Consider the following 21676-nt stretch of genomic DNA (forward strand, 5'->3'; position numbering starts at 1 on the left):
CGCTTCGTGAGCCGGGGCGGCAAGGGGTGGATCACGGTGGCGCTGGGGGCCTGGGTGCTGGTGGGGCTGCTGGGGGAGAGCGGCGGCTGGGTGGAGGTGGTGCGCAGGGGCACCGAGCAGGTCGCGGTGCGAGAGGCGGTCCACACCGGGAGCGCCGGGACCTCCGGCAGGGGCGCGAACGCGGGCTCCGGGACTGCTGGAAGCGCCCGGACCACCGGGACCCCGGCCCTGTCCCCTACCGCAGTGGCCGGCACCGACACGGCCCCCTCCACTCCGCCCGCGCTCGCCGCACTGGATTCGTCGCATGCCGGGACAGAGAGCAACACGGACAGCGGATCCCTGGCCAGCACCCAGCCGGAACCCACCGAGCAGGGTGCCGCCGGGCAGGGTTCCGCGGAAGACACAGTCACGGCGCGGGATTCGGCGGCCTCCGAGGCTCCCCCTTCCCCCCCGACGCCGCCGGATGCGCCCTGGATGGCGATCACCCAGGCGCACATCGACGCGCTGGACTTCAGCGATCTACCTCCGGATGAGGGCGTGGTGGCGCCGATCGCCAGCCGCGACGACCTGCTCCCCTACCCGGAGCTGGCAGAGGAGCTGGAGTGCCTTCGCACCGAGCTGCTGCGTTGGGAGCCTGCGGCGGTGCGGGATCCGGTGCAGCGCGCCCGGAACCTCCTGATGGTGGCGGCCGTACCGGACGCGACGCAGATGGAGTGGCTCGAGCCGTGGGTGCCGCTCGAGATCTTCGACTATCTGCGGGCGGACATCCACGAGCCCCACCTGAGCAAGATCCTCTACTGGATCATCACCCACCCGAACGAGGGCGACGATTCGGCCGCCGACCAGCTACGTCCCCTCTGCATCGACGTGCAGGGTCGCGCCGCCGACACGCAGCTCCTGCGCGAGCGGGTCGCCCTCTACGCGATGAAGCTTCTGGGCAGGCTGCAGGGCAAGATCAGAGTCGAGGGGGAGTGAAGCGTCAGGCGACGATTGCGCGCGGCACCGCTTCCTCCTCCTCGAGGCTCCGCCGGCGGGGCAGGCGTAGGCCGCGCGGCGGCCCGATCAGCAGAGGCCGGCGCGAGAGGTGAACCAGCTTGCCGTAAACATCGCCGGTAATCACCTGTCCGGGCACCGGGACGCCGTGGCTCCCCGCCGCGATCAGCTCGGCATCGACCAGCTCGGCCACGTGGAGGATCTCGTCGGCCGGGTCGCCGACGCGCATGTGCGCCTCGACCGCGACCGTTCCCGGAAGCTCGAGCTCGGTGGCCAGCTCGGTGAGCTGGCGCTCCACCGCCAGGTGGTCCGCCCGCGCGGGGGTGTCGCGCCGGGGAGTGACGTGGACCAGGTGTAGCTGCGCTCCAGGCTCGAGGTCCTCCATCGCCTCACGCGCGATCTCCAGGCTGTGGCGGGATAGGTCGACCGCCACCACCACGTTTCGCGGCAGCTCCTCATAACCCGTCGGAACCACCAGAACGGGTACGTTCAGGCGGCGAATGAGGTCGAGGAGCATCTCCCGGACGAGCCAGTGCTGCGCCGTATCGGCGTCGTCGAGACCCACCAGCACACGGCCGGCCTCGCAGTCCAGCGCGTAGCTGGCGATCGTCCGCGCCACACCCCCCACCTGGACGGTGAGCGGCCAATCTTCCACCGCGCCGCCTACCTCCTGGAGCTGCCCGCGAACCCGCTCCCGCAGCGTGCGAACAGCCGCCTCCGCGGGCGGCGGGCGCAGCGAACGCTGTGGATCGTCGCCCCGGACGATCCGCAGCGCGGCGGGATCGTGAACGGCAAGCACCTCCACCCGTGCCCCTTCCCGCTCGGCCAGCGCACGGGCCATTCGGAACACGCTGACGCCCGCGGGCCCCCCGTCGGCTGCCACCAGGATGGTCGGAGTCATTCCCTGTCTTCCGTTACTGGTTTCACGCAGTGTCCCGCTTCGGGTCACCGCATCGTCCGGTCACGTCCCGTCGACCCTCGTCGACAGGATATCGCCAAGTATCGGCCGGACCGGTTGCTCAGGAGAGAAAGTGGTGTCGCCGCCGAGGCGGCGATGTAGGGTGACCCTGGTAGCTCGTGTCATCGAACACCCGCTTCCGTGGTCGGCCAGAGCACCGCGTCCGGCCGCACCACGGGAGCATTCCGCGTACCAGTTGAAAGACGAGCGAGACGGTGGGCGCGTTACTCGTGCGGGGCCGCTTCAGCGCGACGTCTCGGGCTGCTGGGCCACGTCGTCCGTTGCCAGCAGCTCGTCGAGCCCGCGCACCAGTTCGGCCTGCTCCTGCCGATTCTCGGCGAGCGCCACGCTGGCCGCCAGTGACTTCACGGCCTCGTCGCCGCCGATCGCCGCGACCCGGCGAACGGTGAAGGGAAGCATGTCCGGCAGCTCCGCATTCAGCGCCACCTGCAGCGCCCGGTCCATGTCGACCGTGGCCAGCGGCTCCGCGGCGTACCAGACCATCAGGGGGAGGTTGTGGTCCTCGGAATCCTCGACGCGGGCGGCAAGGGCTTCCACCGTCTCCCAGCGATCCTCAGGCGCGACCCGCTGCATCGCGGAGGCGAGGTAGAGCCGCACCACTGGCGAGGAATCCTCCGTGGCCATACGCGCCATGCGCTCCAGCGCGCGAGCCGGGATCTCGTGATCCTCCGCCAGGAACTGGATCGCCCAGGCGCGCACGTACTCTTCAGGATCGGACAGCAGACCGATGAGGTCGCGATCGCTGAGTCCCTGCGTCACGTGTAGCGCCCACAGGGCACGCAGTCGATGCCGTACGTCGGTCTCCTCCCGTAGCATTCGCTTCAGCGCCGCGTGGACCTGCCGATCGGGGCCGCGCTCCTGGAGGATTCGGCGGGCGTGCCGCACGTACCAGTCGTTGCGATGAAGCTGCAACTGCACCAGCTCCAGGCTGGAGAGCGACTGCAGATCAACCGGTTCCCAGTGGTCGTTCACGTGGGAGACCTGGTAGATGCGACCCAGTGTCTTGTTGTGAACGTCGGGGTTGGGGCTGTGGCACTGGTTCTTGTCGTACCAGTCGATGAGCCACACCGACCCGCTCGGGCCGTAGCGCAGATTGATCATCTGCGACCAGGAGTCGTTGGCCACCAGGAAGTCCGGCCCGTGGCGACCCACGTATCCCGATCCCTGGCGCTCCAGGATGTCGGTGTTCGTGCGAGCGCCGTGCACGTTGTTCATGAAGATCCGGTTGCGGTACTCCTCCGGCCACGATCCGCCCAGATAGACCATCGCCCCGGCATGCGCGTGTCCGCCACCGACCGCTGCCGATCGGTTGTTCCCGGCATGCGGCCCGTAGTCACCCACCCAGTGCACGTGGTCGCCGTGCGACTTGATGTCTTCGAAGACGAAGGGGTTGAAGTGCTCGCCATCCTGCCGTTGATAGTGGGCGCCCTGGATGACGTGGAAGAAGTGGGGGATCACGCATCCGATCATGAACGCCTGCCCGTAGTCGTCGAAGTCGAGCCCCCAGGGGTTACTCCCCCCTTCGGCGAAGACCTCGAAGATTTTCTTCTGCGGGTGATAGCGCCAGACGCCCGCATTGATCTTCACCCGCTCCTCTTTGGGCGTCCCCGGCTTGCCCACCTCGGAATTGGTGAACACTCCCTGCGTGCCGTACAGCCACCCATCCGGCCCCCACCGGAGGCTGTTCAACGTCTCGTGCGTGTCCTGGTAGCCCCAACCGTCGAGCACGATCTCCGGCTCACCGGCCGGTTTGTCGGTCGCCGAGTCGATGGGGACGTACAGGAGGTACGGTGCCGCGCCCAGCCACACCCCGCCGAAGCCCACCTCGATACCGCTGACCAGGTTCAGCCCCTCCATGAAGACCTTGCGTTGGTCGAGCGTGCCGTTCCCGTCGGTGTCCTCGAAGATCAGGATACGATCCTTCCCTTGCCCTTCGGGCGCTCGCACGGGATACGTCATCGCCTCCACCACCCATAGCCGCCCCCGGTCGTCCAGGGTGAAGGCGATCGGCCGCACCACATCCGGCTCCGCGGCTCCCAGCGTCACCTTGAACCCCTCCGGGACATCCATCGCCGCAACCGCGTCCTCACCGGAGTAGCCGCCTTCGGGGATGTAGTCGAGCGGCGGCAGGATCCGGATCTCGGAGGGATCGAGCTCGTTGGGGAACTGCGGCCGGGTGGGGTGCAGCCTGAGCGCATCGAATGCGATGTAGGCTAGCTTGTTGTCCTTGATGTAAGGGATCCCCGACATCCCGTGCTCGCGATCGATCAGGCGGACGTACACGTCCTCGCCCACATGCGGGCTCAGATCCACGACCACGGGCCGCAGCGTCGATCCCCCGTAACCCGAGATCTCGAAGAGCACGCTGTCGTCTTCGGCGCGGACGATCTCGACGCGGGTGTCCTTGAGGGCGCCGCCTGCGGTGCGGAAGGAGACGAACGGCTCGGTCACGGTGAAGGGCTCGGAGACAAGGGTACCCCTTGCCAGGTAGGTGATGGTGTCTCCGCTGCTCACCCAACGGCTCCCCTCGAAGCCGGTCACCCCCTGGGCGTTGTCTGCACTCCGCACCGCGTTCCCGGCAAACGCATCGCCTTCGGCGCGCCAGCCTTCGAGCGTGCCGTCCTCGAAATCCACGTTGACGGGCTCGCCGTCATGGGTCGGCACCACGGCCGCGACCTCGGGACCCCCCTCCTCCAGCAGCTCGAACTTGCCCTCCATGCCCGCCGCGCGGTGGCCGGGAATGGTGCAGAAGTAGGTGTCGGGGCCGTCGGCGACGAAGGTGACAGACGCGCGATCGCCCACGTCCAACACCTCGCTGCTCTTGATGTCCATTCGCTCCAGGGCGATATCGTGCGTCAGCGCCTCCACTCCCACGATGGTGATGCGCACCCGCTCGCCTCGCGCGGCACGGAGCACGGGGTTGCGCACGCCGTCGATCTCCCCGCCGACGCCGCGATACCCGAGCATCGACGCCTCCAGGACGAACTCCCGGTCGACGTCCTCGGCCGCCACCTGCTGCGCGCCCGCCGTCGCGGGCGCGAAACCGATGACGAGGAAGGCCGCCCACCAGAACGTCCATCGATAAGAAAGCCGGTGGGAAGCTCGAGCGGATGACGAGGAAGCGAGCCGATGGAGGAACGAGTACATGATCTTCGGTTCCGTGGAGCTGAGCTGTAGAGCTGAAAAGAGAAGAACCGCGCGCTCCTGATGCGGGGCGCGCCCGTCGTCAGCGGGTGGGTTGTGGCTGCGCCGCTTCCCAGGCGGCGCTATCCACGTATTGGACCTCGTGCAGCAGCACGGCAGTCATCCGCTTGTTCGCGATGACAACGTCCGGCAGCTCGTCGGCGTTGACGTCTCCCACCACCACCTGCACACCCACGCCGGAGTCATCGTCGATCAGGTACGGCACGAACTCCACACCGCCATTGCCGTCGCGAACCGTCCGGAACCAGTAGATGACAGGAGGAGCGTCCGCATCCACGTCCCCGGTGGAGCCGTGCGCCCAGTGACGCTTTCCCGTCACGATGTCCAGTAGGCCGTCCCCGTCCATGTCAACGAGCTCCACTGCATGGAGCTGAGCGAAGCGGACGCCGTAGGGGTTGTCCGAGGGCTCATCGCCCATGATTTCGTGGCGGACGAAGCGGGTCCCCCCCGCGTCACCGACCTGCTCGAACCAGGCGAGGCCGTAGCCGTGGGCGTGGAGGCTGGTCACCACGTCGTTGTCCCCGTCGCCGTCCAGGTCGTAGACGTACATCTGCGCCCCGCCCTGTTCGGCAAAGTCGGCCGCGTGGCGGGTCCAGGTCTGACCCTCCTGCAGGGTGGCAGGCTGTTCCCACCAGCCATCCTTGTCCAGCACGTCCAGGCGCCCGTCTCCGTTCACATCACCGACACCCAACCCGTGCGTGAACTTCTGCCATCCGCCGTCCTCGCTGATGGGGCGGAAGGTCCAGGGGCGGGTCGGATCGCTCCAGTCCGGCTCAACGTAGCCGTACCTGCTACCGTGAATGCAGACGATCTCGGGCCGACCATCTCCGGTGAGGTCGAGCCAGGCGGGAGACTCATTGTCGACACCTTGGAAGACAAGATGCCGCTCCCAGTGCCCCTCACCCGCCTCCCCGGGATTGCGGTACCAGGACGCCTCCTCACCCGGGAAGCCGATGATGAAGATGTCGTTCCAGCCGTCGTCGTCGAAGTCGTAGACGTGGGCGAAGAAATTGTCCGAGTACCCTTCCGGATCGAAAGGCTTCGGGGGATAGTACTCGTGCCGCTCGGTGAACTCGGGACCGGCGTACCAGTACGGACCGGCCACGATATCCATCACCCCATCCCGGTTGAGATCCCCGTAGGTCGCCCCTTCCGCGTAGAAGGTCTCCGAGAGCACGATTTTGCGGAAGGAATGCAGCGCCGGTTCCGGGTTGGTAGCGGTGGCGGTGCATCCGGCGAACGCGGGCAAAGCACAGAGCAGCGCAGCGACTGGTCGCATGATCGGCTGATTCCTGGAAGGGGATGGCTGGGGACGTGGTCCGGTCCCAAGAATAGTCCCAACAATGCTCAACTCGCCACCGTCCAAGGTCAGGACACCGGGGCGAAGTCGATGATCTCCTTGATTCCAGTACGGTTCAGAGCCCGCTCCGCAAAGGCTTCCATCGGGTACCGCCCGGTGATCATACGCCGGAGCGCCTGAGGCCAGGCCGCGTCGAAGGCCGCCAGATCCTCGACCGCCGCGGTGAAGTCGTCGTGGCTCGCGTTCACCGTACCGGCGAGAACGAGATTCCCACCGACCATGCGGTTGAGCAGTGCGTCCGCTCCGACCTCGAGCCGCCCGCCGCCTCCCGTGGCCCCGGTGAGGATGAACACCCCGTTGGGACCCATCCGCTCTACCACCGCCAGCGTGAGCGCCGGCGCGCCCGCGGCCTCGTAGACCAGCTCGATTCCCCCGATCCGCTCGGCCAGGGCGTCCACGGGGACATCCCGGGCCGAGATGTAGGTCGCGCCGATCTCGCGGACCAGGGCGCCTCGGTTGCTCCCCTCCTCTTCGCGCGAATAGACGGTCACCTCACACTGCCGCAGCCGCAGGAGCATGGCGGCAAGCAGACCCACCGGTCCCGCCCCCAGGACGAGCGCCCGCCTCCCGTGCAGAATCTCGCGGTCGTCGGCATCTCGTAGCCACGGGAGCCGACGCTGAATGCTGACGTACTGGCGCAATCCCTTCTCGGCGATGGTCAGCGGCTCCACCAGGACGCCCGAGGCACGCAGTTCGACCGGAATACGATAAAGATATCGCTCATTCTCGGCGAAGCGCTCGCTCAGAAATCCATGGGCCCCGAAGATCCCGCGCTCTGTGTACCTGCCGGTCACGCAGTAGTCCTGCGCACCCGAGCGGCAAGCGGGGCAGCGGGCCTCCGGGCACGGCCTACGGACGGAAGGGATCACCAGGTCGCCGGGCGCCAGCCCCTGCACCCCCTCCCCCACCGCCTCCACCACCCCGAGGGCCTCGTGTCCGAGAATCAGGTAGTCCTCCCCAGCAGGGGCGTACCCGAAGTGGAACGCGCACAGCTCTCCGTCCGTGCCGCATACGCCCACCTCCAGCGTGGTCACCAGCACCGAGGTCGGATGGCTGAGGCGAGGTTCCGGGTGGCGCACTACCCTCACCTCGCGGCTCGCGTGAAAGGCAGCGACTGCTTTCATCGCGTCGGCACCAGCCCGTCGGGGACGAGCACGGCCTTGACCAGCTCGCCGCGCCCCATCCCCTCGAAGCAGCTGCGCCAATCTTCCAGCGGAGCTACCCGGGAGACCAGCGGTCGCGGGTCCAGTACTCCCTTACCAAGAAGCTGCACCACCCGCTCCCACACCGGGTAGGTATGGCTGAAGCTTCCGCGGAGGGTGACGGCTTTCTGCACGAGTGGATCGAGAGAGTATCCGAGTGGCTGCGGCCCCCAGCCCACCTTGGTGATCTGCCCCTGCGGGCGGACCCAGCGCAGCGCTCCTTCCAGCGCGGCGGACGAGCCGCTCGCGTCGATCACCAGGTCGGCGCCGAACCCATCACCCAGCTCACAGAGCGCCTGGTCGACATCGTCCTCTCCCACCGTGAGCGTCAGCGTCGCCCAGTGCTCCCGGGCGAGCCGCAGGCGCTCGCCGTCGCGCTCGACGCCGACCACCACGACCTCCCCCGCTCCACGCAGCCGCGCGATGTGGGCGCACAGCAGACCAATCGGTCCGGGACCGATCACCACCACCACATCACCCGGGCGCAGAGGGCTGCTTTCGACCACCGCCTCGTAGGCCACGCAGCAGGGCTCAGCCAACGCGGCAACCGCGAAATCGAGCCCCTCGGGGAGGCGATGGAGGCAGCGGGCCGGCACCCTTACGTAGGCCGCCATCGCGCCGTCCACGCCGTAACCGAAGCCCCGCCGGGATGGATCCAGATTGTACCGGCCTGAGCGACAGAATGGGGAGGTGAGGTCGATCTCAGCCGCGGTCTCGCTGACGACCCGGTCGCCGGGGGCAAAGCCTACGACTCGCTCTCCGACCCGGTCCACCACACCACAGAACTCGTGACCCAGGACCACCGGCACGTTGACCGGCCACGATTGCGTGTTGTGGTACTGGTGCACATCGCTCCCGCAGACCCCCACGGCGGCGACGCGTAGCAGCACGTCCTCGGGGCCGATCTCGGGGACGGGAATCTGCCGCAGCTCGCAGGCGCCTGGCGCGAGCTCGTAGTGCACCAGGGCGGGCATCGTCATGGACATCTGGATCAGGGCAGCTTGTGCGCAGGGCTCCGCTTCACGCGGCTGACGAATTGGGAGATGATCTCGTGCAGAGCTTCGTCGTCGGCTCCGGGCTCGAACGCGCGATCGCTCACTGCCAACGGGGCTCCGATCACGGTAAGTGGTGCTCCGAGCGCCGGCGCGTGGGCCGCCTGCTCCAGCGAGAGGCCACCGACCGCCTGCAGCGGCAGGTCCACCGCCTGGCGAATGGCCGCGAGATCGTCGAGGGGAGACAGCCCCGGCCGGGCGTGGCGCTCGTCGAAGCCCGTGTGTACGACGATTACGTCCGCTCCCAGGTCGCGCATCTGACGGGCCGCGGAGACCTTGTCCTCGCAGAGCATCACGTCGGCCATGAGCAGACCGTCGTAGTCCCGGGCAGCGCGTGCGGCTTCCCGCACGGTGTGCTCATGTGCGACCGCCATGACCACGACGAAGGTCGCCCCGGCGCGGTACATCATCTCCGCCTCCAGGTAACCGGCGTCCATCGTCTTCAGGTCCGCGATCACCGGATGATTGGGGAATCGTTCCGCCAGGGCGCGCACCGCGTGCAGGCCCTCGCCCAGAATCAGTGGTGTCCCCGCCTCCAGCCAGTCGACCCCCGCGCGCACCGCGATCTCCGCGGTGGCGATCGCAGTGGGGAGGTCGGGCAGGTCGAGGGAGATCTGGACGGTGGGGGTGCGCTCGCGCAGGCGACGCCGAAGCTGCTCGAGCCTGGTCACGATGTCAGGGTGGGAAGCCACTGCGCCATCTTCTCTCTCAGGAACGCTACGCTCCGGCGGAGATTCTCCATCCCCATCTCCACCGTCTCCCCCTCCCCGTCCTCGATACTGATCCAGCCGTCGAACCCGTGCTCGCCCAGGATGCGGAAGATCCGGTCATAATCGTTGAGGCCCTCCCCGATGACGCCGTGCCGCAGGATGCGGGCATAGCCATGGACAGGGTCGGCATCGAGCCGCTTCAGGTCCTCCACCGTGCCCCCTTTCAGGTAACGGTCGGAGGCGTGCACCGTCGCCACCCGATCGACGATGCGATCCAGCAGTTCGTAAGGATCGATTCCCGCGACGACGGCATTGGACGGATCGTACTGGGCGCACAGCCATGGACTCGGAAGCGCATCCAGAATCGCCAGGTAGCGCTCCCGACTCTGAGCGTACTCGGGGTAGTGCCAGTTGCCATCCTTGTAGTGGTTTTCCAGGCAGAGCACCACCCCCGCGTCCTCAGCATGCGGCAGCAGAGCTTCCAGACACTCAATCACCCAGCCCAGCCCCTCGTCTCCTATGCCCGGGCGTCTCTGCCCGGAAAGGACACGGCAGTACCGCCCGCCGAGGCGCGCGGCGACACCGATCATCCGCCGGGTCTCATCCACTTCCCTTCTGCGCTCCGTAGCGCTCTCCCGCACGAAATCGGGCGAATGGCAGAGCATCGGCATGCGGAGACCCACCGAACGGAGTCGTCGCGATAGGGCGGAGAGATATTCGGACTCAAAGCTGTGCAGGAAAGCGGGATAGAGCTCGACCCCATCCACCTCCAGGGTGGCCGCGAGCTCCAGCCATTCATCCAGGCTCATCCGGTGCTCGATCAGCGCCGAGAAGAAGCCCTTGGGAAACACGGAGAGAGGCATGAGGGCCCGCCCGGTTCAGGTGCCGATCTCTTCCCACCCACCACTTTCCGCGGACCGGAAGATTGCGTCGATCACCTCCATGTTCCGGATGGCATCCTCGAGCGGCACCGGCGGGTGTGTGCCGGCAATCACGGCGCTCGAGAAGGCGTCGCCCTGCAGCGTGTACTGGTCGACGGGCGGAAACTCGATGATCTCGCCTCCCGCCGCGGGAGCGCTGCTGCCGTCATCGAGCACGATGCGCACCGGCCGGTCCGGCGGAGCGTTGAAGGGAATCTCGATGTCGATACGCCCGCGCGTGCCAAAGATCTGCATCCGCTGGGCGGGCCCGAGTTGCGTCGAACAGGTGAAGGTCGCGTGGCCCGAGGGGAACTCCAGCATCACCGAGGTCAGTCGGTCGATCCCCATCTGCGGATCGCGCTCGATCATCGAGACCGCACGTGTCGGCTCCTCCCCGTAGATGAAGCGCGACAGGTTCACCGGGTAGCAGCCGATGTCCATCAGCGCGCCGCCCCCGTACTCCAGCCGATTGCGAATGTTGTCCGGGTCCAGCTTGAAATAGCTGAAGTAGGCCGAGATCAGCCGCACCTCCCCGATCTGCCCCTCCTGGACCAGGCGGCGAGCCTCGATCCACTGGGGATGGAGGCGGACCATGAAGGCCTCGCCGATCATCACGCCCGTGCGCTCGCGGATCGCGAGCAGCTCGCGCGCCTCAGCGGCATCCATCGCGATCGGCTTCTCGCAGAGGACGTGCTTCCCCGCCTCCGCCGCGCGCGCGGTCCACGGCACGTGAAGGTGGTTGGGAAGCGGGTTGTAGACGACCTGCACCTCCGGATCGGCGAGGAGCGCCTCGTAGGAGCCGTAGGCCCTGGCGATACCCAGCTCGCGCGCGACCTGCTGCGCTCGCGCCTCGTCGCGGGAGGCGATAGCGACGACTTCCGTCCAGGTACCACGCTGCAGGGCGGGGATCACCTTGGTGCGGGCAATGGCGGCAGTGCCCAGGATCCCCCATTTTACCCGCAGCGTCGGCTCCATCTCCCCGGCGATGGCTCCTGCGTCGGACAATCCTTGCGTCATGCCAGCTTCCTCCCCGGCTGCTGGTTGGCCCACGACCGACCCCTGCCGATTGAGATACGCACCGCCGTCGCCGGCTGCAAGTCGAATCGTAGGGGTTACACAAGCATCATTGGCGCGGCAGAACGCACAGTCGTATTCTTGGCGCACTTCCAACCGTCGCGCGAACGGCCGCGTACCGATCATCGATTCTCATCGACGGAGGCTTGCCGAATATGAAGAAGTGGATCTGCCTGGCCGTGACCGCCGCGGCCTTGTCGGCCTATCCGGTCCCCAACGCCGCTGCGCAGCAGGTGGAGTTGATCGCTCACCGCGGGGAATCGGCGGACGCTCCCGAGAACACCCTTGCCTCCGTCAACCTCGCCTGGGAGCGAGGCGTTCCCGCCGTCGAGATCGACATCCACCTGACCAGGGACGGCCGGCTCGTGGTGATGCACGACCCCAACGCCAAACGGACCACGGGGATCGATCTGGTCCTGAAGGAGAGCACGCTGGACCAGCTCGAGGGACTGGATGCCGGCCGCTGGAAGGGCCAGAAGTGGGCGGGCGAGCCGGTGCCGACGCTGGAGCAGGTCCTGGCCACCGTGCCCCAGGGCAGGAAGCTCTTCATCGAGGTGAAGGTGGGGGCGGAAGCGATCCCGGCGCTCGAGCGCGCGATCCAGCTCTACGCGCGTGACCGGGAGGGGCTGGTAATCATCAGCTTCCAGGCAGACGCCATCGCGGAGGCCAAGCGCCGTCTGCCGGACATCCCCGCCTACTATCTGGCCAGCTTCAAGCAGGACTCCACTACTGGAGAGTGGACTCCGACCCTGGACGAATTGATTCGCCTCGCCCGCGAAACCAAGGCGGATGGCCTGGACCTCTCCTACAAGGGGCCCGTCGACGCCGAGTTCGTGCGCCGGGTGAAGGAGGCGGGTCTGGGGATGTACGTCTGGACCGTGGACGATCCGGAGGTTGCGCGCCAGCTGGTCGAGGCCGGCGTGGACGGAATCACCACGAACCGGGCGGCCGCCCTGGCGGAGGAGTTGACAATTGCCACTGCCGGATCACAGAATTGAAATCTGCCGAAAAACCTGATAGATTGAAGGAACGAGGCGGCGCTTCACACTTCGGTGATGTCCGCATCTCGTTTACAGGGAAAGGATTACAGTGGTAGAGATCGAGCTCGCGGAAACCGATCGCCTGGACTGGGCACTGAAGCAGTTTCGTCGGAAGATGATTCGCTCCGGCCTGTTCAAGGATATGCGCCGGAAGCGTTTCTACGAGAAGCCGAGCGAGGCCCGCAAGGCTAAGGCGAAGGCCGCAGAGCGCCGCCGTCACAAGGATCGCAAGCGCGCCGCGCGCGCTCGACGTCTGGACTTCTAACACCCACTAGGGGTCCGTCAACGTCGCAGGGGAGGGACCGGGCACCAAAGCGCCCGGTCCCTCCCCTGTTCGTGCTGCAGGCAACCCAACTTCCAGTCCGCTCACCCAGCATTTTGAAACGGCAGCGGTCGCGGGCGTGAACTGGCGGGCGCATCGGGATCCCCGTCGCACCCGCCGCTCAATCGCCGCTGGCGAGCGATCTATCCCGTGGTTCGCCTCTCAGCGAACCGCAACCACTCAGCCGGCCTTGGCCGCTTCGGCCGCCTGATCCGGGATGGCGCTCGGGTCCATGTAGAAGACCTCCCAGAGGTGACCATCCAGGTCCTGGAAGGCATGCTGGTACATGAAGCCGTAGTCCTGCGGCTCCCGAGGAACCCGGGCTCCCGCCTCCCGCGCCAACCGAACGTGCTCGTCCACCTCTTCCCGACTGTCGAGGGCCACCGCAATGGTGACCTCGATCCCCTTGTGGGCGTCGATGATCTCCTTGTCGGTGAAGGTGCGGAAGTAGTCCTCCACCAAGAGCATCGCGTAGTTGTTCTCGCCGATGATCATGCAGGTGGCGTTCTCGTCGGTGAACTGGGGATTGAAGGTGTACCCCAGCTTGGTGAAGAACTCCACCGAGCGATCCAGATCCTTCACCGGCAGGTTGACGAAAAGCTGGCGTGCCATTGCAGTCTCCTCTGGCAAAAGTGGCGTGTCGGAGGACCTCCATCCCTCCGTGCTACCCTGCGTCGGGCGACGCCCAGCGATTTCGACAACGGCCCGCCCCGGGAGGAATGACGGGCGGCTCGCACCGCCCGTTCACAAGTGATCAGAGCTTGGTGGGCGCCTGGTTCACGATCTCGGGATCGCCCACGATATCCTCGGTGTGCCCGTTCAGGCGGACGCCGACCATGTACTTGTAGTCCTTGCCTCGAGTGGTGCAGCGGGCACGTACCTGGACCCGCTCATCGTGGATCTCGGGCTCGTCGAAATCCTCTTCACCCTTGTGGATCTTGAAGTCGGTGAAGACGAACGAGCAGGTCGGAGCCGGCACGAACTCCAGGACGCTGCCGTAGGCGAGATTCACGGTCGAGGGGTCGAAGGTCCAGTCGAACTGGGCGTTTCCTTTCCTCTTTCCCTTTCCATTCTCCCGGGGGCGAACGCTGACCCGAACCGGCACCCGCTCCGAGGCATAGAAGGCGGGTTGCTCCTCGCGAGTCCAGCCTTCCACTTCCGGGTCCACGCTCAGCGCGTAATTCTCGCGAGAGGTGTCCTGCTTGTAGCGGTACACCGGCGGAGCGCCGTCTTCGACATCCTCCGCGTGAGCCCAGAAAGCCACGTAAGGCCGCTTCTTCCAGCCAGGGCCGTCCGGCCGATCCTTGTCGAGCGAGTAATAGTACTGGTGACGGTTGCGCGTGCAGCGGTGGAATTCGTAGACCGGCTGCAGCTCTTCACGCACGACCCCGTTCTCCATCTGGTCGCTCCAGGCGTAGAAGGCCACCCCTTCGCAGATCCACTTCGTTTCCGGATCCTCGTTGTCTTCGCCCGGATGCGGATTCGGGCATGGCGTGGGTTCGCGCGAGAATCGATAGCGCCGCACGGTCGCTCTGCTGCCCTTCAACTCCGCCCGCAGTCGATAGATGGGTACGATCGCCATGATCTGGAGATGATGGGTGGATGTGAACAGGATCGCTCCGCGTTGCCGCGAAGCGAGGGTAGAGACGCCCGGTTATTCCGCCCGGGCATCCGTGAGAGCAATCGGAAGGCGAAGCCCTCGGGGTTCAGCGAGGGGAATCGGGGAGCAGACCGCTGCGCCTGGCGAGGGCGACGAATTCAGGCTGCCGATAGCCGCGGGCCAACAGGTCATCGACCAGTGGACGTGCCTCCTGCATGCGGCCCAGGTACATCAAGGCCCGTGCTCTCGTGGCGAGCCGGTCCACCCCTCCCTCCTCCCCTTCGTCACCTTCTACCGCCAGGATCGCCTGCGTCCACGCCTCGCGCGCTTCAGTGTCGCGCCCGAGGGCCGACAGGGCGCGGCCGAGGTCCAGGTAGGCGTGTCCCTCCACGCCCTGCGTCACCGCGTCCCGCTGCTCCAGCAGCGGGCGCAGGACGGAGAGCGTCCTCTCTACCGCTTCCACCGCCGCCTCCGGCCGGGACTGCGCATACACGCTGGCGAAAGCCGCTTCCGTCTTGGCGAGCTCCTGTCGATAGACAACGCCGGACGGCTCGCGCTCCACCAGGCGGAGCAGAATGTCGCGACTTTCCTGCATTGCCGCCAGTCCTTCCTCCTCGCGCCCGCTTGCTACGAGACCGAGGCCGCCCAGCCGGGCGCTCACTGCCAGGCCCCGTTGCCATCCGGCGTTCTCGGGGTCCCAGTTCGCCAGTTCCCGCTGGATGGACCAGGCTTCCAGCCGATGGTCGAGCGCCTCGTCCTCCTGCCCCACAGCCGCGAGCACTTCGCCGAGATAGCTGTGTGCCAGCGACAGCAGCCGCTGTGCGTGGCGGTCCTCAGCGTTCTGCTTCGCAATCTCCTCGCGAACCGCAAGCTCGGCGCGGAAGTGCTCCAGCGCCGCAGCGAGGTCGCCCCAGCGCTGTTCGGCCACAGCGAGCTTGTTATAAGCGGTCGCGAGCGCCGACCGGTACTCGACGTTCTCGGGATCCAGGCGGGCGAGGCTTTCCTTCAGCTGCAGGCTCCGATTGTACTCGTCGATGGCCCGTCGGTCGCCGAGCTTCTCCAGCGCGCTTCCGATGTTGCCGTGCGCGTAGCTCAGCTCCATCCGGTACACGCGGTTGTCGGGGTCGGAGTCGAATAGCCGCCGGACGTGCCTGCGATATTCGTCGAAGTGACCGAGTGCGGCGGTGAAGTCGCCGCGCTCGAAGCTGATGTAGCCTAGCCAGAAAAAGTCCGTCGCCAGCGCGAGTCGCCACTCGGCATTGGTCGAATCCCGGCGCACGAGATCCGTGCTCACGGCATGCGCATCCTGGAAAGTGCTGAGGGCCGCCGCGAGGTTCCCCCGTTGCAGCTGCACGTCGCCCAGGAGACGGAGTTGCTCGGCGCGGCGGAGCAGCTCGCGCTCACTGAGCTGCTCCGCCGGCACCGCGGCGAAGTATTCCCGGGCTTTGGAGGCGACGTCGTCGAGAAGGTCGAGACGCCCGATGGGAACCAGCTTCTCCCGCAGGTCCCCCAGCATGTAGCCGATCAGGTCTTCCGCCTGTCCCTGGCGGAGCTGGGCCGCCCCCCGTGCTTCCCGCAGGAGACGGTTCTGCATGAAGGTGGTACCGACGAAGCCGCCGAGCAGAAGGGTCAGGGCGGCGGACATGGAGACGACCAGTCGATGGCGGCGGACGAACTTCGTCGTGCGATAGGCGATCGACTCCCCACGAGCCAGCACCGGTAGCCCCCGACGATAGCGCCGGATGTCTTCGAGGAGCTGCTCGGCCGACTGGTACCGACGCTCGGGCTCCTCGGCGAGGGCCTTGAGGGTGATGGTGTCGAGGTCGCCGCGCAGCTGCGCACGCAGGCGCTCGGGGGTGGTGCCGCGCCGAGCGGCGATCTCGACGGCGGAGATCACCGGCTCGCGCTCGTCCCCGGTGCGGACCGGACGAACCACTGTGGAGCTGGGTCGCCCCATGCCGGTGTCGAGGCCGAAACGATCCTGCGTGCGCCGACCGTGACGATCGACCGGCCGCCTTCCCGTGAGCAGCTCGAAGAGAATGACCCCGAGCGAGTAGACGTCCGTCGCAGTGGTGACGGCGTTCCCGTCGATCTGTTCGGGAGAGGCGTACTCGGGGGTCAGCAAGCGCATCTCCGTGCGCGTGCGCGGCGCGAGCTCCGGGCGCGAGGGGTCCAGCAGCTTGGCGATGCCGAAATCCAGCAGCTTCACCACCCCGTCAGCGGTCACCAGGATGTTCGAGGGCTTCAGATCCCGGTGAATGACCAGATTGCGGTGGGCGAACTGGACCGCCGTGCAGATCGTCTCGAACAGCCGCAGGCGGGCGTCGACGGAGAGGCGTCGCGCATCGCAGTACTCCGTGACCGGCTCCCCCGCGATGTACTCCATCACGAGGTAGGGGCGGCCATCCTCAGCGGCCCCTCCGTCGTACAGCCGTCCGATGTTGGGATGCTCGAGCGCGGCGAGGATCTGGCGCTCGTAGCGGAAGCGCTGGAGCACCTCGTCGGTGTCCATCCCGCGCTTGACGAGCTTCAGCGCGACCTTCTTCTCGAACTCATCGTCCGCCCGCTCGGCGAGGTAGACGGCGCCCATCCCGCCACGGCCGAGCACACGGATCAGTCGGTACGGCCCGATCCGCCCTCCACCCGGCAGCGCCTCCATCTCCTCCCGCTCGAGCGTGACCCGCAGGTCCTCCACGAGAGGCTCCGCGAACTGCGATACGGATTCACCCAGCGCGTGCTCCGCCTCGTCGGCGCTCTGCAGGAGCGCCTGCACCTCCTGGAGCAGTTCGGGATCGTCGCGACAGCGCTCTCGCAGAAAGGCCGAGCGCTCCTCGGGCTGGCATTCGAGAGCCGCCTCGAAGAGCGCGTCGATCTGCCGCCAGCGTTCGGGGGTCAGCGATCGCATCGAGGAACTGCGAGAGGAGCAGGTCGCCCGTCAGCGGGCGGGGCGCGGGGTCGGGTCGGGGCCGCTCTCGGGCCGCATGGCGCGGAAGAGCCAGGCGCGTGCGCGTGCCCAGTCGCGCTTGACCGTCGGAACAGAGAGATCCGTAACGCTCGCGATCTCTTCGTAGGTGAGACCGCCGAAGAAGCGATACTCCACCAGCTGCGCCAGACGGCTACTGTAGGCCGACAGCTGCTCGAGCGCCTCATTCAAGGCGAGGAGATCCGCCGCCTGCTCGTCCACCGCCAGCTGCACCGACTCGATCGGCACGGCCTCCTCCGCCCCGCCGCGCTTCTGGGCGGTGCGTGAGCGAACGTGGTCGATGAGGATGAAGCGCATCGCCCGCGAGGCGAGCGCGAGGAAGTGGGCGCGATCCTGCCACTCCATCCGGCTCTGGTCTACCAGGCGGAGATACGCCTCGTGTACCAGCGCCGTCGTGTTCAGCGTCTGACCCGAACGGTAGCGAGCAAGCCGCTGGTGCGCCGCCTGACGGAGGTCCTCGTAGACGTGCGCGTACAGGTGGTCGAATGCGGCTCGACTTCCTCCGCGGACATCACGAAGGAGCTGCGTCGTGTCTGGCTGGCTGGCCATAGGGGTGGGGGATCGAGAGCCGACTAACCGCCGACGGAGATACATCACCGCCGAGCCATCTCAATTTATCCTCAACCCCTCGAAGTTCAAGTCATTCCGGGACACTGGCGTCGATGATCCTTTCCGCGGCCCGCTCCCGATAAAAAGGAAGAAGGCTCAAAGGCACCGCGCCGCCCGTCTCCGCCCTCCTACCCCAAGAAACGGTTTCCCGCTCGTCATCCTACCACATCCCCCAGATCGAACCTACCGAACATCCTCCTTGGCGGAGACGGGGGCCGCGGCGCGGCCCCGGTCGGTCAGGAGGAACCCAGAGGCCAGAACCAGCGACGGCGGCGCTGCGTCTGCCAATCGGTGAGGGCGGTTACGATCATCGTCACGCCGGTGAGAGCCAGGAAGAAGTTGCGCGCTCTGTGCTCACGAGCGAAGCCCATCACCCAGGGGAGGAGCGGCAGCGCGAACCCGAGGGCAACATCCGTGGCGCCGTGGACCCTCAGTGGGACCGCGCGCTTGAGGGCGGGTGGATAGTCCGTCAGGGCCGAGAGGGCGAGATAGCTCGCCGCTAGAGAGTAGGTAGCCAACGCCGCGCTCTTCGGGAAATCGAGCACCCGCGGCGCGGCAAGCGCAGCCGCCATGGTCGAGTAATCCAGCGCCCCGTGCACGGTCGGCGAGATGGGTCTGTTCATGATCGCTCCAGGGTAGACGTTCGGCCTCACGAATCTTTCCGTGAGGCAGAACGCATGCCCTGAAGACCCCCTGGCTTCAGACCGGAAGAGTCCCGGATCGTACTTCCAGGAGACCCCACCCCCTTCCGATGGGGCCTCGCCGGATCAGCCCGGCGCCACCGTGTCGGAGGGCGCGGCCGAATCGGCGGGAGCCGCCTCGGGAGCATTCGTGCTGTCCTCCGCGGCGGCTGGCGCACGCGCCCGACCGAGACCCCCGAAAAGGCCGCGAATCTGGCCCTGCACCCGTTCCCGCACGGCGGCGCCGATCTGCTCGGGGGCGACGGGTACTGAATCTCCCAACACCCGTTCGGCGACCTCGGCGGCGGCGCGCTTCGCCGCACTCTGCGCTTCCTCCGTCGCCCGCTGGCGCGCCACCGCGAGGGCCTGGTCTCTCGCCGCGGTGAGATCCAGCGCAATGGCCGGCTCGGTTACGTTGCCCGTGATGCGCAAGCCGATAGGCACCCGTCCCTGCTGTCCGGCCAGGGCGGCCGCCGCGCTTCTCACTTGCTCGCTTGCCGCCGACGCTAGCTCCGGGGAGAGGTTGGCCACCAGGCCAAGGTCGAGCTTGCCCCCGAAGTCGAACGAGCCGGCCAGTTCCGTATTCACTCCCGGAGAAACCTGAACCGCCCGCTCGAGCGTGACCAGCGGCCCCGCAATGAGGTACTCTCCCGCCCACTCGCGGAAGGCGAGGGTGTCGAAGCTCTGCAATCCGAGCCTTTCGCCGACTCGCGCCAGCAGCGGCCAGTTGGTCAGGGCCCCCGAGGTGAGCGCCAGCTGCCCCGACGAGCGCACCGTGGGCCGCACGGGCAGCATGTGCTCGTCGAGCTGCAGCGAAGCGTCACCATCCACCGTCAAGAGGCCAGACAGGTGCCCCTGGAACGGAGTAAACCGCGAAAAGAAGTCTCCGGCGCCGACGTTTTCCAGGTGATAAACCGCCACGAGGGTCGCGTCCTGTTCACCCCTCTCGAGGGCGAGCCCCAGCTCCACCGTTCCCCCCATGAAGCCGAAGCGGAGCCGCGGTGCGCTGATCGCCGAGGGGGAGCTCTCCAGGTTCGCCTCGAGGTTTTCGTAGACCAGGCCGTTGCGCACGAGCCGATCGGCGGTCACCGATCCCCGGGCGCGCAGACGGGGTAGCTCGGGTAGCGAGATTCCCAGCTCCTCGGCAACCTCGGCGGCGGATTTTCCGTTGATCGAGCGATCCGCCAGCCGCGCGAAGAGCAGGGGAGTGTACTCGGACTCGGATGGACCGAGCAGCGCATCCAGGTCCAGCACGCCGGCACGGGCGTCGAAATCCACCATTGCGATCGCGCTGGTGTCTCCCAGCGCCACCGGCAGCCACTCGCGAACCGTCGCCGCCAGGTTCACCCGGCTCTCGCCGAACGCGAGCGCCGCCTGTTCGATCCGCACTTCCTCGCCGGCAAATCGCACGGTGCCGCTGGAAACCTGGATCGGCTGCTGGATTGAGGGCAGCGCGGCACGCACACCGCCAATCGAGATCGTCCCCTCGAGTGTCGACTGCGCCGGATCGGAGGGGCGGAGTCGACCGCGCAGGTCGAAGGGCAGGGCACCCGAGGCCTGGATCGGCTCCTCGCTCTCCGCCATTGCGAGCAGGTCCTCGACGGGAGCCGTGCCCCGCGCCGCGAAGTCGACCACGGGCGCGGCGAGATCGTTCACCCGCAGGGCCAGCGAGAACGGCTCACCGAAGAGGCTGCCCGTCACCCCCTCCGCCGCGACCGCCTCGTTCGAGAATTCCACCTGCCCACCGGTCCTCGCCAGCAGCGCCACTCCGTCGCGAGAGACGGAGACGTCACGCAACTCCACCACCCCCTCCACCCTCGGCAGGGTGTCCGGGGTGAGGGGGCCACTGACCCGCGCGGCGATGCTCGCCCGCCCGCCGTAACCGAACTCGACCGGCGAAGGCCGGGCGCCGGAGACGCTGTCCGTTTCCGTGCCCGCTTCCGCGGTCCGATTTGCAAGCAGTTGCGCGAGGAAGCCTTCCGGCAGCGAACGGGCGAGGTCCTCGAAGCTGAATTCCTCGGCGCCAAGCTCGAGCTCGGCGCGGCGAGCGAGGGAATCCGACACAGAGAGGATACGCCCGCTGCCGCTCAGCACGAGGCGCTGCAGCTCGAGCCGCAGCTTGGCCAACTCAAGGCGATCCGCCTGCCGATCCAGCTCCGCATCGTGGTCGATGGCGAAGCGCACCCCCCGCAGGGGCGCGGCGAGACGCCCGGGCAACTCCGCGTCGACGCTGTCACTGGACAGCGAGCCGCTGAGCCCGATGCGGGCCAGAGACCCCTCGGCCACGCGTCCCTCGAGGTGGAGGGTCTGCTCGAGACCGTGGATCGACACGTCCGTGCCGTCCCGCTGGTCCGTGTAGCGGAGCCGGCCGTCGTGGATCCGGAACTCGTCGATGGAGAACTCGATGTCCGTGGTGGACGGCGCCGATTCTTTCTCGTCCCCGCTACCAAAGGGCAGGTTGAGCGCACCGGTGGAGTCCACCACCAGGTGGATGTCGGGCCGCTCGATGGCGATCTCCCGCACGATCACGTTGCCGGAGAAGAGCGGAAGGATCCGGGGACGCAGAAGGATCCGATCGACCGCCGCGACCGGCGCGCCGTCAGGGCCTACGCGGGCGCTTTGCAGCGCTACGGCCGGGCTCGGCCAGAAGTCGAGATCGAGGTCCCCGATTGCGACGGGGACGCCGAGGGCCTTCTCTGCCCGCTCCGCCGCGACGCGAGCGATCAGCTCCCTGGGCAGCAGCAGTGCTGCGGCGCCGAGTAGAGTCAGCGGGACCAGCAGCACGACCGCAATGCCGATTGCCGTCCAGCGCAACCAGCGGCCTTTCAACGGGGAGGCGGAGGCGCTCTCTCCGCCCGCTTCGGAGGAAGGTTTCAATGGGTCGGTCACGGTTCCTCTAGGTTCTGGGCGAGGACTAATACCGGGGTAGGCGCACCCCCGGTTCCTCC

17 protein-coding genes are annotated in these 21676 nt (G+C 67.3%); 3 read left to right on the forward strand and 14 right to left on the reverse strand.

Translation table 11 applies throughout. The features are described from left to right. Positions 1-975, forward strand: a 975-nt coding sequence (locus VF167_18350; protein ID HEX6927393.1) for a hypothetical protein, incomplete at its 5' end; no start/stop codon positions are given. Between the two features lie 4 nt (positions 976-979). On the opposite strand, the gene VF167_18355 is transcribed toward VF167_18350, so the two are convergent. The 8 genes from VF167_18355 to VF167_18390 all read right to left on the reverse strand — a co-directional run bounded on the left by VF167_18355 (position 980) and on the right by VF167_18390 (position 11437). Then, positions 980-1894, reverse strand: a complete 915-nt coding sequence (locus VF167_18355) for a universal stress protein (GenBank protein ID HEX6927394.1) — start codon at positions 1892-1894, stop codon at positions 980-982. 300 nt (positions 1895-2194) lie between these two features. Continuing rightward, entirely contained in the window at positions 2195-5119 is a 2925-nt protein-coding gene (locus VF167_18360) for a PVC-type heme-binding CxxCH protein (protein ID HEX6927395.1), read from the reverse strand. Positions 5120-5198: 79 nt separating this feature from the next. After that, positions 5199-6455, reverse strand: a complete 1257-nt coding sequence (locus VF167_18365; GenBank protein ID HEX6927396.1) for an FG-GAP-like repeat-containing protein — start codon at positions 6453-6455, stop codon at positions 5199-5201. Between the two features lie 89 nt (positions 6456-6544). Further along, positions 6545-7660 carry a glucose 1-dehydrogenase gene (locus VF167_18370; GenBank protein HEX6927397.1) on the reverse strand — a complete coding sequence of 372 codons (1116 nt, stop codon included), beginning with the start codon at positions 7658-7660 and terminating at the stop codon, positions 6545-6547. Next, positions 7657-8724: a zinc-binding dehydrogenase gene (locus VF167_18375; GenBank protein ID HEX6927398.1), complete on the reverse strand. Its 1068-nt coding sequence runs from the start codon at positions 8722-8724 to the stop codon at positions 7657-7659. The genes VF167_18370 and VF167_18375 overlap by 4 nt, the downstream gene beginning before the upstream one ends. A gap of 5 nt (positions 8725-8729) precedes the next feature. Beyond that, a complete protein-coding gene (locus VF167_18380; GenBank protein HEX6927399.1) occupies positions 8730-9461 on the reverse strand; it encodes an orotidine 5'-phosphate decarboxylase / HUMPS family protein in 732 nt (243 codons plus the stop codon). After that, positions 9458-10363 (reverse strand): sugar phosphate isomerase/epimerase family protein, encoded by a 906-nt coding sequence (locus VF167_18385; GenBank protein HEX6927400.1) that lies wholly within the window; start codon positions 10361-10363, stop codon positions 9458-9460. Before VF167_18385 ends, VF167_18380 begins: the two co-directional genes overlap by 4 nt. A gap of 15 nt (positions 10364-10378) precedes the next feature. Further along, a complete protein-coding gene (locus tag VF167_18390; protein ID HEX6927401.1) occupies positions 10379-11437 on the reverse strand; it encodes a Gfo/Idh/MocA family oxidoreductase in 1059 nt (352 codons plus the stop codon). Positions 11438-11649: 212 nt separating this feature from the next. Between VF167_18390 and VF167_18395 the strand changes: the two genes are divergently transcribed. Both VF167_18395 and rpsU read left to right on the forward strand, forming a co-directional pair. Continuing rightward, positions 11650-12492, forward strand: a complete 843-nt coding sequence (locus tag VF167_18395) for a glycerophosphodiester phosphodiesterase (protein ID HEX6927402.1) — start codon at positions 11650-11652, stop codon at positions 12490-12492. Between the two features lie 91 nt (positions 12493-12583). Further along, entirely contained in the window at positions 12584-12799 is a 216-nt protein-coding gene (rpsU, locus tag VF167_18400; GenBank protein ID HEX6927403.1) for a 30S ribosomal protein S21, read from the forward strand. 237 nt (positions 12800-13036) lie between these two features. Here the strand turns inward: rpsU and VF167_18405 are convergent, their stop codons facing one another. From VF167_18405 to VF167_18430, 6 genes are all read right to left on the reverse strand, one after another. Beyond that, entirely contained in the window at positions 13037-13468 is a 432-nt protein-coding gene (locus VF167_18405; protein HEX6927404.1) for a VOC family protein, read from the reverse strand. Positions 13469-13610: 142 nt separating this feature from the next. Next, a complete protein-coding gene (locus VF167_18410) occupies positions 13611-14438 on the reverse strand; it encodes a hypothetical protein (protein HEX6927405.1) in 828 nt (275 codons plus the stop codon). 124 nt (positions 14439-14562) lie between these two features. Next, entirely contained in the window at positions 14563-17361 is a 2799-nt protein-coding gene (locus VF167_18415) for a protein kinase (protein HEX6927406.1), read from the reverse strand. Positions 17362-17391: 30 nt separating this feature from the next. After that, on the reverse strand, positions 17392-17988 hold the full coding sequence (locus VF167_18420) for a sigma-70 family RNA polymerase sigma factor (GenBank protein HEX6927407.1): 597 nt from the start codon (positions 17986-17988) through the stop codon (positions 17392-17394). A 296-nt stretch (positions 17989-18284) separates the two neighbouring features. Next, positions 18285-18671, reverse strand: a complete 387-nt coding sequence (locus tag VF167_18425) for a hypothetical protein (GenBank protein ID HEX6927408.1) — start codon at positions 18669-18671, stop codon at positions 18285-18287. A gap of 144 nt (positions 18672-18815) precedes the next feature. Further along, complete coding sequence (locus VF167_18430) at positions 18816-21617, reverse strand: AsmA family protein (protein HEX6927409.1); 2802 nt, start codon at positions 21615-21617, stop codon at positions 18816-18818. Between the last annotated feature and the right edge of the window lie 59 nt (positions 21618-21676).

Source organism: Longimicrobiaceae bacterium (assembly GCA_036375715.1).
Taxonomy (GTDB): domain Bacteria; phylum Gemmatimonadota; class Gemmatimonadetes; order Longimicrobiales; family Longimicrobiaceae; genus DASVBS01.

Coding starts and splice junctions, on each gene's coding strand:
- VF167_18355 (HEX6927394.1), bottom strand. CDS start 1,894: ATGACTCCGACCATCCTGGTGGCAGCCGACGGGGGGCCCGCGGGCGTC.
- VF167_18360 (HEX6927395.1), bottom strand. CDS start 5,119: ATGTACTCGTTCCTCCATCGGCTCGCTTCCTCGTCATCCGCTCGAGCT.
- VF167_18365 (HEX6927396.1), bottom strand. CDS start 6,455: ATGCGACCAGTCGCTGCGCTGCTCTGTGCTTTGCCCGCGTTCGCCGGA.
- VF167_18370 (HEX6927397.1), bottom strand. CDS start 7,660: ATGAAAGCAGTCGCTGCCTTTCACGCGAGCCGCGAGGTGAGGGTAGTG.
- VF167_18375 (HEX6927398.1), bottom strand. CDS start 8,724: ATGTCCATGACGATGCCCGCCCTGGTGCACTACGAGCTCGCGCCAGGC.
- VF167_18385 (HEX6927400.1), bottom strand. CDS start 10,363: ATGCCTCTCTCCGTGTTTCCCAAGGGCTTCTTCTCGGCGCTGATCGAG.
- VF167_18390 (HEX6927401.1), bottom strand. CDS start 11,437: ATGACGCAAGGATTGTCCGACGCAGGAGCCATCGCCGGGGAGATGGAG.
- VF167_18395 (HEX6927402.1), top strand. CDS start 11,650: ATGAAGAAGTGGATCTGCCTGGCCGTGACCGCCGCGGCCTTGTCGGCC.
- VF167_18405 (HEX6927404.1), bottom strand. CDS start 13,468: ATGGCACGCCAGCTTTTCGTCAACCTGCCGGTGAAGGATCTGGATCGC.
- VF167_18410 (HEX6927405.1), bottom strand. CDS start 14,438: ATGGCGATCGTACCCATCTATCGACTGCGGGCGGAGTTGAAGGGCAGC.
- VF167_18415 (HEX6927406.1), bottom strand. CDS start 17,361: ATGCGATCGCTGACCCCCGAACGCTGGCGGCAGATCGACGCGCTCTTC.
- VF167_18420 (HEX6927407.1), bottom strand. CDS start 17,988: ATGGCCAGCCAGCCAGACACGACGCAGCTCCTTCGTGATGTCCGCGGA.
- VF167_18425 (HEX6927408.1), bottom strand. CDS start 18,671: ATGAACAGACCCATCTCGCCGACCGTGCACGGGGCGCTGGATTACTCG.